The organism is Ruegeria sp. THAF33, assembly GCF_009363615.1.
Lineage (GTDB): Bacteria > Pseudomonadota > Alphaproteobacteria > Rhodobacterales > Rhodobacteraceae > Ruegeria.
Window position 1 is genome coordinate 33,381 of the sequence record NZ_CP045385.1, and the last position, 16,215, is coordinate 49,595.

Below are 16,215 nucleotides of genomic sequence, written 5' to 3' on the forward strand. Positions count from 1 at the left end.
GACCAGCGCTCCTCTTGATCATATGGCGTGCGCACAGAACCCAAGCTCTTTCCGCCCTTAGCAGTTCGGGTCATTGCACCTTATCGCGAGGTCGGCGTTTACATCTTCGCCCGTTACATAATCGGACCTCTCATCGTATTTGGGTTGTCCGTCACAAGCGAAGGCACGCCGAGCATTCACCATCCAGAAATGCGAAATAGTGCCGTCGGACAATCGCGTCTTCGAGATACGTTCGGCATCCGCATCCCATGGAACCGTCTGCCAATCACCGTTTGAAAACACCTCGATAATAGTAAAAGCGTCGGGCGACTGGTTGATCCGTGCGACGCACTGAACGCCTAGGTCCAAAAGCGCTACCAGGTAATTTGGGTACTCCTTTGATAGCCGCTCTTTCTTCTCTTTTAGCGTTGCAGGAATACGCGGGTCGTCGGTGCACCAGTCAGGACCGGAATTGCAGGAAGCCTGAGCTGCCCCCGCACAGATCAAGGCAACGCACAACGCGGTTTCAAAAAGTCTCATCGTTTCCTCCCGTCTGGATATTCATCCGCAACAGTTTCGCAATTGACGTCTTTGCTCACGCCACCAAGCAAGCGCCCCAAATCAAGGCGCGCTGCGTAGCGAGGACCGGCAGGCCGGAAAATGTCAGTATCTGGTGACAGCGCAACGCCTGTGGGCGCCGGTTCGATCGGATAACTGGCAGGCCGAAACCATGGCCGCTCTTCGACGTATAGCACGAAAGTCTCACCCGGCACCGGCGTTTCAAGAAGACTCATGTCCCGTGTCCAAAGGCTGATCCAGCCAGCCGGGCTGTCATTTGGCACAAGGTATCCAGCATTCGGGCGACCCAGAGGATCAGTGTCGGATTGATCCAAGCGAACTGGCGTCCTCAAGAGAATACCGCCCGGCCCTTGGCGTTCTCGGAAAACCTCATAGTGCAAACGCGGACGGTCATGTAGTCTTTCATGCGCGAACAAAGCGTCGGCCGCACCTTCCTTCTTGGCATCCAAAACAGACCGATACGCATCTCGGATCTCTTCGCCTTGATCCTCTGACGGATCGAAAGCCGACTTGCGGCTCAGTGCAGCCGCTCCGAACAAGCTCAGCGTGAGCCCCCCAGAATCGTTCTGGGTTACGATCAAATGACGGCTTGCCATGACGTGCGCCCATTGCGTCACCGGTTCCGAGACGCGCAGGTCTTCTTTTGTATTGGGCTGATATCGGACGAGGCCGAAGCGGACCATCGCCTCAGACAGGACGCCAATATCCAGATCGACATCGACATACCATTCCTCAGTCTCGGGATCGAACAATGGTCGATAACACATAAGACCGACGGTCAGTGATTTGCCAGGAACCAATGCACCAACATCGCGCGCCTGTTCCACAGTTGGCATCAGGGCGTTCGCTACATACGTGGCTTTGCGTGGATCACCGTCTTCGCGCTCAAGGTCGCGATGAAATGCATCTGGTCCAATAAATAGGCCAGGGCGGTTCGCTCGGCGTACTTGCCCTGCTCGGAACTCTACTCCGAATTTCTCTAACGGCACCTCACAGGCGAGCCCCTGCATCAACTGCTCGTCGTCTTGACCTGCAATCGGATCGAGTCCCATTCGGGACACAAAGCGCCCACCTGGCCCAAGATCATCATCAATGAAATGCGGTAGGACCGCCTTTGGCCCCAATTCGCCTGTCGTCGGGTCTGGGATGGGAACACTATCGTCGCAGAAGGGTGCCAGGTTAGTTTCGTCAAGATTGGGTGGCCAAAGCACAATGCCCAACTGTTCATCCTCGCCGGAAGAGAACCATTCTCGCGAGAGCCTGATACGCGTGACAATCCGACGGGACTGTAGCAAGCCTTTGTTTTTTCCCCGCTCCTCGATGCGCCCATGCCAAGCAAAAACCGGTTCCGGCGCGGGCGCGTCACATTTGGCGGGACGTTTGGTGGCCGGAAGAATTACTTCTGTCCAATCCCCATCCTTGTACGTCACGGCCTGCGGAAGTGTCTCCGACGTTCTGAAAGCGCCGCCGCGAACATAATTCGCCGTATCGAGAAAAGCCGCTGTTCGCCCGAAGACGCGCGGTTTGATCAGGAGTTTCCGCGCCTTTTCGTCGGGGAAGACATGCTTGCGAACGACACGCCATTCGTCTGTCGTTTGTTGGTCAGCGAGAAAGAACGGTCGAAGCGGGAGTGTCGCATCCCCGCCCGCTGTCTTCTCTATCTCTCGCGACAGGTTTTCGACGCGCAAGAGCGGGAAGGTGACCTCGTCATGCTTAGTGACGCCCATGTCATTGATTGCAAAACCGAAAATATCCTTGCCAGTTCGGTAGAAGACACGCCCGTCGTCCAATTCGAAATTCGGCCAGTCCCCGTCGCGTTTCTTGGGAACGCTCCGACCGCGTTTCGGATCATCGAAGGCTGACGCGCCCGGCAGGATCGCTTGTCCTATCAGTTCAAAACCGTCGACCTGATCGAGCCGAAAACTGATCTGACCGTCCAGCGCGAATTCAGTCGCCAGGTGATCAATAGCGTCCTTTCCGATCAGTTTTCCATCGGTTTCCAACCGACTATTTTCCGGTCGCAGCACACGCATCTGCGCCGTATCAATCTCTGCAACCTTTTCTTCGAACCTTGGTCCATCCCCGCCCGCTGGAACGCTTGGTATAATTGGCGTGCGGATCGGTCGGTTTATGGCATGTGTCACCCGGATCGAGCGAACGGATGCCAGTTCCGGCAGCGGGCGCCTTAACATCATCTGATGAAGTTTCTGGGCGAGTGCCTGAAGCGCCACCTTAGGGGGCGTGATCTCTCCGCCTGGGCCAAAAAAACTGGTATCTGGGTCAGCAGTTGACCCGCCGCAAGCAAGACTGGCCAAAGCTTCCACGATAGTTTCGGCGTTGCACGCTGTCCCGAGCGTTTCCCTAGCCTCCCTCAGGCACTCATCCTGAGTCTTGTCGCCTACGATACGATCAGCGTAGATCGCGAGCGACTGGATCAATGAAAAATTCCGGCAAAGGTCCTCCGCACTCGGAACAGCCCAGCAATCAAGTTCGTAGTCTTCGCCGGGCGGCAAGGACACCACGATGCGCGACAGCAGGCGGTCGACGCCGCCTGTCTCGACACGGATTTTCTGACCGGCCAAGAAAAGACGAATATGGGCTTCTCCAGTTGCAGGTGTGGTCGCCCGCAACAAGTCAACGACAACCGGCAACATGCGTGGATACCCAGCCTTAGTTTCGACTTCGACCGGAACAGGGTCTCCGACATAGGTGCCCTCCGCAGGATGGCGCAGGGCAAACACAAGCTGCGAAGCCATGGGATCGGGGTAGTAGCGACCGTTTGCTTCGACACCGGTGACATCCAGAACTGCGTCGCCCGCGCCGTCACTATCGGCGTCGTTAGGATCATACGGATACCGCCGATTGACCAGATAGGCTTCGCTGTTGAAGCCTCGCATTATTGCGCTTCCAACCGTCGGAAAGCCCCCCTCATCCGTCTTTGACGCGCGCGGGATCAAACCCTGCGGTTTTCGCGAAAATTGCAACTGATCGAACACGCCATGCCGTGTGGCTTCTTCGAAACTCACCTGCGGCGGCAACAGAATGCGCCGGGCCGACCTTGGTTTTTCCCGGTTGAGCAATTCTTTCAAGGCTGGAACCTTTCGTTCGTCCCCAGTGAGATCGATCGACCTGACCAACATGTTGAGCGAGTGCTCCGGTCCCATGGGCAGGTTCAGCTTTTGGGCGTCGCCCCGCAGCATCAAAACAGTCGGCACGTCCAGTCGCGACTGACGAAGAAAGCGAAAATATGGCTGTGCTTCATTCTGGTTGGGCGGGTATGGCGTATCCAACTGATCGTCGGCCAGCGCATTGACAGGAACGGCCGCACCGCCGGAAAACACCTGCCGCATCTTGAAGCGATAGGCGCAGCCATAACGGAGGGGCGGCGGCAACAAATTATCGTCAAAATCATCAGAATCCGGAAGGCTGATCGTCCGTCCGAATCGTAAGCCGGCTTCAGAGACGTATCCCGGTCGCGATGCGCTATCGGCCCCCATCGGATCACCGTTCCATTGTGCGATGGCCTCTTCCATCACCACGTCCACGGGCTGCTTGTTCTCGCCGTCCATCTCGTCTGTCGCGATCAACCGTGCCGGAACGGTCTGCATGGCACTGTCAAGGCTCACGCGCTGTTCACTTTTGAACCGGCCCGCAATCCTTGGCAGCTTCCGATTCACAAAACTCCGGGTATTCTGATCGCCAGAAGTCCCGTAATCGACGACGCGCCCTGTTAACGACCGCCATTCTGTCACGATATCAGAGTTGCCATCCCCTTTCTTGACCGGCACACCCACATCTAACCGTGCGCCGACAGTTAGATCAGCAGCGTCTAGGACCAATTGCTTTTGTGCCCCGCAAACGGCGAGATTTGATTTGATTGATGCACCGGCCAGCCTGGCAAGATCACTGCCGGCCGGAAAGTTCACCTCGGACTTAGCAATACTGGCTGCAAGATTGAGCGCGGATTGCTGGAGAACACCGCGGTCGAGCAGGGCGAGGCCGGATGTCTGAAGACTGGACGCCTCGCACAGGTCTTCCCAAAGACCGGCTTTCGCCCATTTCTCGTTGTCCTTGTCACCATCTTTGGTCTTTCTGTCTTCGGCGGGGACTGCCAGCATGTTTGCGCGCCTAAGTTGGCGGCGCTGACACTCAAGCTCAGTTGCTGTTCTGATATCGAGACTGGTGAGGTCATAACGCAACCGATCCGGTGTTTTAGGGTCAAGCGGTACCCCCATGCGAAAATGTCCGTCACGTTCTGGCGACGCCTCCTCGCACTCCCATTCTGTCTCTGAGGCTGGGTAAAACCAACTTCTTGCGCGTTCCAGCTTTGCAAGGGTTAGTGGCAGCGCGCGAAAGCTGCGCTCCTCGCCTCCGCAGGAGGGATCGGGACAGGACACAAGGACGAAGCCGTCATTAACCGAGGGAGTTTTGCTTTCAATCTCATCAAGATCGATACGTACATCGACAGCGAGGCCGAATAGCCGTGCAAGTGCAGGTGTCGACTGCAAAGTGAAGAACGCGCGCTCCGCGGCGGCAAGGACCGGGTTTGCCTCTTCGTGAACCCGTTTTGGCGCTTCTCCTGGGGCCGTATCAGCATATTCCGACCAACTGGCGTATGCCGCGATTTCCTCCGCCCTCTCGAACGTGCTCTCGGCGTCATCGCCGGCGACAAACGCTTTCGGCACCTCGACCTCCGACGGACGTGCGGAGCGGACGCATTTCTGACCTTCTGCTGCGTCGGCGGCAGACGTTAGTGTTTTGGTCACAGATTCGGACGCGCCGACGACTTTTTCCCGCAAGGCCTTATGTCTCGCGATGGCTGCCTCCCGGCGCTTGGTTTTGACGATGTTTTCAGGAACAATCTCGTCTGTGGGCGGCACGTGCGTTTCAGTGAGCGTTTCGGCGAGACACTTCAAACGGGCTAGTTCCGCAGCGCAACGCACGTCCCCACCTTGCTCCGCTTCCGCATAGGAGATCAGAAGCTCCTCGACCCTTTGGAATTCGATGGAAACCGAAAGGTCCGAATGTGGCACGGCAGCCATCGCTTGCACGGCACGTTCTGCGTTGGGCTCAATCTTGAGTTTGAGTTGCCCGTCGTTCCCGTAGAGACGTTCGTCCCTTTTGGTCTGTTCTTCAGCGTTCAACGGCGCGGCAGTTGCTATCGTTTGGTCCAGCGCAGTCGGATTCGCCGCAGAACTGCCCAAGGAAGCGTCGATCTGTTTGGCAAGTGCGAGCCATTCGGTTTCATCCCCCTCGAACAAATTTCGAAGCCAGATCCGGCGCAGCTCTTCCAACTCCGTCGCGCTGAATGTGCTGTCAGCGCGCCAGGCGTCTGCTTGTACCTGACAAGGTGTGCCACACTTACTGATATCGATTGGCACATTCCCGGCATCGATCCCGAATATGGTCAGTGGAATCTTGAAATCGCTTCCCGCAAGCTTCTCAAATACATTCTTTGGCCAGCTTTGGAGCGTGTAACCCGTGGGAACATCCCCGTTTTCTCCGGACAGTTCGGGTGTCAGAAGCACCGTGGCGCGAAGGAACCGTCTGCCTCGGGAACGAACAATTCCGTTGGGGACAACCCGCGCGTAGGGGCGCGCGTAGATCGGGGTGGTGTTGACTTCTTTCACAATGTTGGTTGCAAAATCACGCGCCATCAGAACAAATCCTCACACACCATCGTCATGTCGTAATATTTGCGGTGATCCCGCCAGTTGCCGTTGGGCGGATCGACCTTCACCCTGATGACCGGGTCCCGAACTGTGACAACTTCGACGAACTCATTTTCGCTTTGGAGCGAAGCAAGCTGCACACCATCATGAAGAGCGCGCCGTAGGGTCCGAAGCGATGGGTGCAGACTTGCCTGCTGCGTCGGTTGGAACCCCTTTCCTTCCTTTTTCCAGACCTGAACAGAAAACTCGAAGTCCTTGATCCCCATCGAGAATGAGAAGGTGAACACCGCCTCACCCGACATGTCCCCGTTAACCATGCCAAGCCGGACATATAGGGAAGATGAAAAGCTGAATATCCAAATATTCGCACTTCCGCCTGCAAAGAAAGTGCCTGATATTTCAGTGACCTTTCCAACATCCGGCAAAGATGTCTGGCGGACATAGATGCCTGCCATGATGCGTCCCTGACCGGTGAGCGGACCGAAGGCAAAGGCCCCGGCGCCACCGAATTCAAACGACGCCTCGAAGCCAACGATGCCTTTTGTATTTGCCTCGATTGCGAAGAACCCGGAGCCACCATACGGCGCGATCGACACAGTGAAAGGTGAGCGCCTGCGAGAGAGCGAGGCCCCAAACCGCGCGTCCGCCCCATCGAAAGGCAGCCGGGCGCTGGCGGTGATCGCAACATTAAAGAACGACGCCGTGCCGATAGATATCGTCGTCGACGGCAGAGCGTATCCTGCCTTCAAACCCAAAGGTGAGATTGTCGGCTCGATGAAGAAGCCGCTGTCGCTTGAGAGCGTGAAGTAAGAGGCAAGCTGCTGAACGAATTCAAGCTCCTCGCCGATCTCAAAATCCACGAAGTCAACTTTGAATACTGGGTCCCGCCCATCCTCCGTGATAAACCTCGCGCCCGCGAATATCAGTTTTACGGCTTTGAAGTCGCCCACGAGATTGATGTCGAATGGACCAAGCGATCCTTCCGCCTTTGCCGAAACAGACGGCGGGGCGAATTGGGGGCCGCCGTTGCCGATGCCGTCCGATACACCTGAGATCGTGTTGGAGAAGTCGATGACAATGGTGGCATCAACCCGGAACTTGGACTTGTTTCGTGGTTCGAAGATGCCCGCCGTGGCCTTTTTCATATTCTCGGACAACTCGGTGCCAAAGCCGTAACTCATCTCGATTTTCGATGGCACGAGTTCCAGAATGTGTTCCTCGATCTGGTCACGGACGACGTCGAGCGCAATCTCGTCCAGAAGCTGACCCTTCAGAAGCTGGCCGAGGACTTCGGCAAGCCCAGTGAAGATCGCAACTGGCGCGGCCTCCCCGTCAACCCAGCCTTGAATGAACGCGCGAAGGAACTCTCGATTAGCGGGATCAGAGATGGGTTTGGCAGTGGGTTCGAAAGCCGTCGCCAGTCCGTTGGTTGCCCAGGTCAGCCTGTCAGTCGAAGTACCGCCGACCACGACTTGCGGTTGCAGTTTGTTGCTCAGATCCTGAAGAAGGCCATGTTCGTCCTTGATCGCGTCGAGAATGATTTGGCGGAGCGCCACGAGTCCAACGTAGACTTCGTGGACAAGGCCACGCGGTTGCTCTTCGGCACCCGGATCCGTACCAAGAACACTGCCGAGGTTCGGCATGTCTGCGGCTGGCGTGAGGCGTTCCGGCAAGGGGTCGGACGGGTCCAACCCAAGTGAATTTGCCGTAATTGAGTTTGGCAAAACGCCACCAATCGAAGCCCGGGCAAAATCATCGGCACGCGCGTAAATCTCGCCCACCGCATAGCCGAGGATATCTTCGCCGATACTGGCAAGTGATTTCACGGCGGCTTCGATTCCCTCTTCTTCGAGCCTGATGAACTCGTCGGCTTGATCGTTGATCCATTGTGTCGCGGCGTCGACGACCTCCTCGCGCGCGGCGGCGGGCAATGCGGTCCGCTCAGCCGGTTGAGCGAGATTGGTCGCAATGTCTTCAAATATCTTCTGCAGCTCATTGACCGCCTCGAAGCCGGTCTTGCCGTTGGGATATTTGTCTAGTTCCATCGAAAGGGCTTCCAGCGCCTCTCTGCTATCCTCGGCATCGCCTTTCAGTTTGGTGAGGTCGATCTTGTCGATTGTCTCGGCCAGCAATTGGCGCTTGATAACAGCCTCTTGTCCGTTATCGTTTGGCGGTGGCCGGAGTGCCTCGATCTCAGCAATGGCCCCGTTCAAGGCTGTCTCGACTTCGGCGGCAGTCTTCGCCAACTGAGCGACAATCGGCTTAATAAGCCCGACGAGCCTTGTGGCGGCGTCCCCGGCAATCTCCTCGAACGCCTCCGACAGGTCCTTGAACTCGTTGACGATTGTCTCCACGCGATTGCCGCCATCATCCTTGTCAAGCTGGATCAGGACGTTGAGACCTTGGACAATTCCGGCAAGTGCCAGAACCTTGTCGATATGGTCTTCCTTCAAGACATTCCCGATGGCATCGACAATCGACTTGAAGTGCACCACGAGCGATTTGAGGAGTTCCTGCCGCCCTTTCATGAAGCTGTCGATTTGCCGGGTCGCCGGTGCAAGCTTGTTCTCTTTCAGAAGCACGCCGATCTTACAGAAATCGCCAAGCTGCCCAAGAGCCTGCTGCACACTTGCGTCCAAAGCGTGGACCGCAAGCGCATCATTATGGAGATCGCAAAACGCCTCTCCCGCCGCATCGCGTATCTTTGTGAGTTCCCTCTTCAGGACGTTTGCAAAATCGATGAAGCCGTTCACACAGTCCGCAACTTCTTGCTTGCCACTTGGAACGAAGTTCTCGGCCTTGTCGTTCACCTTCTCGGCGATGTCGGTAATGTCGACGTCTTCCAGTTTCTCCAATATCTCGGCAATCTTGCCGTGCGCCTCGTGGATCGTCTTGCAAAGGTCGGGATCACCGCCTGCTGGCGGCATGATTGAGATTTGTCCGCTCTCGTAGACGCAGAGATTATCCACTTCGGGGTCGAGGGTCAGTTCTTCGATCCGGCAGTATGCGAGCTTCGTGAGGTCGAGAGATTTGCCGATTTTGTCGAGGAGCGTCGTCCACCCGGTGAATGTACAATACTCCTCCACATTGAAATCCAGACGGCCGGTAAAGACTTCAATAAAGGCTATCAATCGTTTGGCCACAACATCGAGCCGCTCGGGTTCATCCTCTATGGTCTTCTTAAGCGCCTGCGCCGTGGTGTATGCGTTCTTCAAGCGCTCAAACTCGGTGCGCCACATTTCGGTCATGGCAGGCGGCAGATCAGCGGCGATGAACAGGCGCGCGAGGAAGGACCGGCCTTGATCCTGCAAACCGTACATCGCCTTCAGCGAGGCCAACTGACGAGCAAGGTCATCCGGCAACGTGCCGGCGAATTCCGCCTTCGCGACTACGATGGCTGCGTCGATCCGCCGTTTGAGCGCTTCACCTAGTTTCTTGGCGAGTATGGCGAACTCTTCCTTGAAGACGTCTTCAATCTTCTTCGGTGTCGGTGGTGCAGCGGGGGGCAAGAGCTTTACAAGCACATTCTCTACGAACTCGCGGACGGCGTCTTCGACGGTTCGTTTGCGCAGCATTAATGCTTGGCGAATACGCTGCAAAATAGCGTCGTCGACGCCGGAAATGCTGTCTGGGAACGGGATGGCAAACCAGGGGTACGGGTCGTTGGTGCCACCTGGACCGACGATCAGCTGGGCGAGTTCTTGCGGCAGGTTGGACGGATCGAAGGGCCCCAGAATCTCCGCGACGCCATCCGAGATGACTTTGGAGATATCAAGGTTCGCGCCACTGATCAGGTCGACACGGCTGATCAGTGTATCCGCGAATTTCTGAACCGGGTTAGCAGCTGTAACCCTTATCGCATTCAGGAAACGCTGGCCCGCCTCGTAGACCTCCGAACAGGCAAAGGTGAACTCCAGCGGGTCCTCGGTCCCAATAGCCTTGTTGATTGCGGCGCGGAGTGATTGAAGCCCGCGCCAAAGCTCGGGAAACACCTCTTGAAGCGTCACTGAGGGAATGAGCGTTCCGCTTGCGGATTGCAATTGAGAAAGTCCTGTATCGAGACCGGCCCAATGTTCCTGAACCGTGTCAAGCGCACCTTTCAAGGGGCGCAGCACCTTGTCTTTTACGAATTCCTGCGCGTTCTGAGCCGCTTCTTCTGCATCTGCGGCCGCGCCGGCCACCTGCCCTGCCCCGTACTGGATCATTTCCGCAAGCTCTGGTGCGCCGGTCGCCGGATCTTCGAGAAACTCCTCTGTGATGAATTTGAAGAGGTCCTTGATACTGACGAGACCCAGAATTTTCGCGTCGCTCGAAAACAGGTTCTCGTAAAGCTCCCGAGCCTTTCGGAGTGCTTCCGTAACATCGTCTTCAGGGTTTTGGTTAGCCTCCGGTACTGCCGGTACTGCTGCAACCGGTTTGGCCGCGATCTCGGCTTTCGGTGGGACGTTGTATTCCGCAGCAAGGCTTGGGCGTTGGACAGACACGTTGTCGGCGCCGGGCGTCGGGGTTGGGATTACCACCCAGTCATTTTCATCACCGTCAAAGTTTGTGACTGCCCCTTTCGACCTCGAGAGTGCCACGATATGCCCGTCCGGGCGGAACACAGCACCCGAGTTATCTCCTTTATCCCCCATGCTCTGCGCCTGCGGTGTCAGAACACGCAAGAAAAGCTGCATGCCATTGCCTATCTCTTTGGCCGCCTCGGCAATGGCCACCAGGGCTTCGCTACTTTCTGCCCCTTCTTCTCCCTGGCGATACAGTGGCAAGCCGTTCTTGATGTAGCGGCCATCAAAGCTCGCGATGACCGGCGTGTCGGGTACGCGTCCCGTCAGGCGTTCGTTCTGGCGCAAACGGATGTGGCATGTATCAACCGCCGGATAGAATGGAGGCTGGTCCACACCCTGCAAAACCGGTGTGAACCGGAAACTGGTGTTTCGGAACTCCACGTTCCTGATATCTGCGTCGGCTCCGGCGCCTCTGCGCTCACGCGGTACCGACCGCTCTCTGCCTTCGGCCATTAACGTCCAGGTACTTGTCTCGATACTTGCCGAGCCACTCTCAAGCTCTGGCGCATACCGCATTTTCGCGCCGCCAAATCGCAAGGTGCGCATGTGCTTGATTGGGTCGATCGCAGCCGACCGCGTTGCGCCATCACTGGTGTCCGGTGTTTCAATCTCATTGTACCGTTGCACCAGAATTTCCAGCGCGGCTTCGTCATTTGCGGCTGTATTGTCGACGAAGATCAGCGGCAGGTCGGTAAACTGTCCGCCGATATTCATTTCAAACCGCACCTCTGTTCCCGGAAGCGCTGTCAAGCTGGGCCAGAAGGCAAGTCCGGGCCGACGTCCGATATCAACACGCCCACCGCCTTCATACGGGTCGGCAATATCAGGTGTGACGGTGGTCAGAAGCGTGACTTGATCGGCAGGGAAGGCTCTTCCATCATTCGCCTGCCCCACCGCTGGGTAGACCTTTTCCGGCTTCGTGCACCGCACGAACATACGCTGCCGAAGATAGGCGCGAATTTGTTCCGGTTGTAGCCGATCTCGATAGAAGGTCCGCTCGGTTACCTTGACCAGAGCAGCTCTGTGACCAAGCGGGAACAAAAATCCTTTGTAGACCACTTCAGTCGAGACATCCCTCCCCAGAACGGTCCACTGTGTCCACTTTTCCACCGTGAGGGCATCGAACAGTGCGCCACCGTCCAACCGTCTCGCAGAGGCCGGCGGAACGAAAGAGGTGTCGGCGCGCACGGATCCGCCAAGGCTTGTCAGCGCCAGTTCGGTGACATTGAGCGTGGGCGGGATGTAAATCGCGGAACCTGGCAAAAGGTCGCCCAGGACGTGGCGAGGGTCCGGTTCGCTTTGACCAGAATTCGCAACAAGCTCACCCGTCGACTTTCGTCGTCCGGTTACAGGGAGACCGAAGGCCGAGCTCAAAACGACGAGTTGGTGCCGGTCATTCGCGGACAGTGCCGCACGGAAAGCGCGTGCACGTTTGAGGATCCGCTTCTCATGATCAACCGTCAGCCCGAGGCGGACGCACATGCGTCGGACGATGTCGGGCAACACCGCAGGCTTTTCGTCCGCCGCGGCTGCAAGAACAGCGGCGCAATAGGTTTCGTCGCTGGCGTAATCACCAGGTTCTATCTTTGTCGTTTTTTTGGGGTCGATTTCGAGTTCTTTGAACTCGTCTGGATTGATAGCTCGTGCACGCTCCATCAAATGTCTCGGGCCTATGCCTTCGGCATGGGTTTCCGCGCGCGTCAACATCCAGGGGGCAATATTGCCGGCTGGAGGCGGGCCATACCCCGGCAATCGCGCGTAAGAAACATCGAGGTTTCTGCCGGCATCGTCGGCGGCCCCGGTCCATAAGAAACTCGCTCGAAAATCCGGAGATGCCACAGCTCGGATGCCAGGATCAATACCGCCCGTGAAAAGGCGTGCGCTGAACAACGGACGTAAATCACAATTCGGATCAACGCGTGAAATTTTGTCCGCTGATACAGGTATGTCAGAATAGACCGAGTTGAAAACACTCTTCCGGGATAGAAAAACTGCGCGATCAGATGGCGACAGGATCAATCGGGCGGGAAGTTCAATGCTCGTCTCAAGCGCCTGAGGTGAGCGCATGACACCGCGGACATCTTCAAGCCGGTCAAGCGAATTGACGTTTACTCGGAACCCGAGCGCGTCCAGTTTCGCCCCAGCGGACAGGTCCTCCGTTCGATCACTTCGCGGATCAAGGCGACCACCGGTTCCGGGCTTCCAAACGGTTGCCGCACGGCGGGTCACTGCAAGCTCCATGGACGCCCAGTTCGTCAGTGCAGACAGGGAGAAATCCATCCGCGACTTGCCGAGTTGATTCTCCTCATCGACAGGCTGGTCGAGGCGAGAATGCGTCACACGCTCAACGGCGACGCTGTCACGACAGGTGATCTTGAACGCCAGTCGCGACGGTTCGGAGACACGCGCTTCGGCAAGACCGCCCGGAGACACTGAACCGGCCAAACGGGCGGCAATGCGCCCTATTAGCGTGGCATCGGCATTCAAAAGATGCCCGGAAATATCCTTGGCCCATGCGCGACTTGGAACGGCGCTTGGCGTGGGCTTTACGCTCAGGTCGACAAAACTGAAATCGAGCGCGAACTCAATGTTTTGCGTTTCCAGTGGCAGTGTGGCGGTTTGCTCAAGCTCCTTGATTGCCTCCTCACGCCACAACTCGCGAACCAGCGCGTAACGCGGCACGGCAGATGCAATCTGCCGTTCCAGCGCCATGGCCGCGTCAAAATCGGTGCTGAACGCTTGGGTTTCACGGGTCTTTTGGAATGACAAAATGCGATTGGCCGCGACACGCGCTTCGTGCAACAGTTTCTGGAGCGCGGCATTTACATCAGCGTTCTTGATCGTCCTCGCCACTTCGCGCGCGATGGCAGAGGCCTGCGGGTCCATCGCGAGATCGCCGATGTAGGTCAGTTGATCCTCCGGCATTTGGCGCTTTGTCAGGACAGTCTTGAACCCGAGATCGACGGTTGCCCCGTCGTTGAAAGCCTGGGCGGTTGTGCGAAAACGATCGGCAAAAACCTCCATTTCGCCATGCTTGTCTTTCGCAATCTTGCGTTTGAGCACCTCCTTTCGGAAGCTGATGCGTTTGTCGATACGAAGACGCGACAGTGCCAGCAAAACGTCGTCTGTGACGAACGGATCGATTTCCTTGCAGCCGTCAAGACTTGAGCAAGCGGGCGTGTATACGGACCAATCCCAAGCGTCCCCGTCCGGGACAAGCTGGAGAAGCTCTGCCTCCTTTTCTGCTTCACTGACAGGGTCTTCGCGAGCGACGTCCGGGGGATCTGGATCCTTTGGATGGAAGAAGGCCTGCTCCAGCAGGTGTTGAGGCGGAAACTCGACAACCAACGTCGGACGATTGTCGAGAATGTCGGGGGATCTCGCATTCTCTCCCGGTCGTGCAATCACCATGCACTCGTTGGTGAGCCCCACGATCTCATGCGCGTCTGCGACGAACTCCAGCGCAAGCCCCGCAAACCGAAAGTTCAGGTTCAAGAGGTCCCAGGCCCGGGCGGCCTTCAGCTTCGCCAGGCTCAAATCGATCCGGCACCACGCGCCGTCGGCCGTCGCGCCCCGGTCGAGAACGTAGTAGCTGCCACTAATCGGCTCGGAAAACCCGCTGCGGTGGTACAGAAGTTGGAAAGCAGCATGTTCAAATGTCAGTCGACTGTACTGCGCGTCCTTGAGCGCAAAACCGGCTTCTATCAGTTCCAGCGCAATCTCAGCCCATTCCAGAGTGACGCTGGAAGTTGTGCCCGACCCAGTCGCAAACATTGAATATCGCACCGGCAGGCCTGCGCGATCCCGGAAAATTGATCCGTAAGCGGGACCCTCGGAGGGAGCGTCACTCGCGGGTGGAGTGTCAACGATCAGCGAACCGAGCGGCGTTTCAAGTCTACGGGCTCTGCGCGCACTATGCGTGGCACCGAACGTAATATCATTGCGGAACAGGAAGGGATCACGGGTCGGACGGTCGCTGCTCCGAAGTCGAGAGATCCGTCGCAACGCGCCGGACAGGCCAGGCAGCGGACCCACGGCGTCGACTCCTACCGACAGATCGGTCGTCCAGTCCCCCAAGACATAAAGCGTGGCTTCGCGCGGCATTCTGGATTGAACGGTTTCGCCATCGCGTTCGTCTGCTCGCAAAACAATCTCGTCGTATGGTTGGCTGGCGTCGCGTGACTTCGGGTCTATTTGATTCTTTGGATCGATTTGGTACGTAAGTCCGATCTTTGGCAAAGCACCGGAACCAAAGGTGAGCTTGCGTGTCTCGCCCACCTTTCGCTCCGGCTCTGAGAAATTTCCAAGCGCCACGACCGCGCCGCCTGGCACACCATCAAGACTGGCCTCCAACCGCCGCAAATCAGATGTTGGGACCGGGTCATTCGTTATTGGCCGCGTGACACTTGTCGAAGGCAGAGCCCAACCCATTTGCAACGTCGAAAATCGCAAATCAGAGTGACCGGCAGCAAGGGGAGCTGTCCCAAGCTTCCGCTCCTCAAGGGACCAATCGCCATCGGCCCAGAGGCCAACTTGCAAGGACGCACGTGACGACACTAGCCTGTTGAATACGCGGCGCATCGTTCCGTTGATGCGCGTCCTACTGACATCTTGAATCAGATTCACGCTGCGGCGTGCAAAAGACCGCAGGTCCACGAAACCGCCGGATGTTAACGCATTCAAGCCAAACTGGCTTCCGGTTCGCCCCGTTGACCAGAAGTCTGTCAGGGCACGAACGCGCCAGCACAGTCGACCGCCGATACGTTGTCGTTTGAATCTGAACTGCACAAACCGATTAAAATCACGCGCAAACCTGACGTTCCTGACACTGAGAAGATGCTCCCGGCCATCATCTATGCTATCTGCAGAAACGGCATCGAGTTGAAAAAAGGCTTCCGGACCATATCGAAAGGAATCAAGCTCCCACAGAAACTCTCTCTCTCTCGACGCGGCAAACTCATTCAGGAACCTTTGCTTTTCGTGGCGTAGTTTGACGGCCTCATCCTTGGTTGCCGTCTTTAGAAGCTCATCTTTGGCATCCGATTGTCGTTTGGCTTCGAGATTGCCAAGTTCGGCATAGACACGGACAAAACGCCGGTCATCAGATCGCTCAAAGAATAGTCCGATGTCATCAAGAGCATCGCCTCTCGTAGCCAAAGCCGGGGCAGCAGTTATCGCGAGGCTAGAACCCAGAAACGTACGGCGGGAAATTTTGCACCAGTTGGTCCAGGATGCAATCTGACCTTCTTCAACAAATTCTTCATTATTCAGCAACTCGTCCTTCAACAATTCCTCCACAAAAAAACATTGTTTAAACGTCCAAGTACAATTAAAGAAACTCGAAAAAGCGTTCAAAAATCTGATGGAGATTTCAACGGACCTGTAATGGATCTGTATTATGCGCGAACAAACGCACCATA

The 16,215-nt window shown here is 56.7% G+C and carries 3 protein-coding genes; all 3 read right to left on the bottom strand.

Going from position 1 to position 16,215, the window contains the following annotated elements; genetic code table 11:
* Nucleotides 1–57: 57 nt before the first annotated feature.
* Genes FIU92_RS17470 through FIU92_RS17480 form a run of 3 tightly spaced genes read right to left on the bottom strand, consistent with a single transcriptional unit; the run spans nucleotide 58 to nucleotide 16,150 of the window.
* Nucleotides 58–519 carry a hypothetical protein gene (locus FIU92_RS17470; protein WP_152459985.1) on the bottom strand — a complete coding sequence of 154 codons (462 nt, stop codon included), beginning with the start codon at nucleotides 517–519 and terminating at the stop codon, nucleotides 58–60.
* Nucleotides 516–6,215 carry a hypothetical protein gene (locus tag FIU92_RS17475; protein WP_152459986.1) on the bottom strand — a complete coding sequence of 1,900 codons (5,700 nt, stop codon included), beginning with the start codon at nucleotides 6,213–6,215 and terminating at the stop codon, nucleotides 516–518. Before FIU92_RS17475 ends, FIU92_RS17470 begins: the two co-directional genes overlap by 4 nt.
* A complete protein-coding gene (locus FIU92_RS17480) occupies nucleotides 6,215–16,150 on the bottom strand; it encodes a hypothetical protein (protein ID WP_152459987.1) in 9,936 nt (3,311 codons plus the stop codon). The genes FIU92_RS17475 and FIU92_RS17480 overlap by 1 nt, the downstream gene beginning before the upstream one ends.
* Between the last annotated feature and the right edge of the window lie 65 nt (nucleotides 16,151–16,215).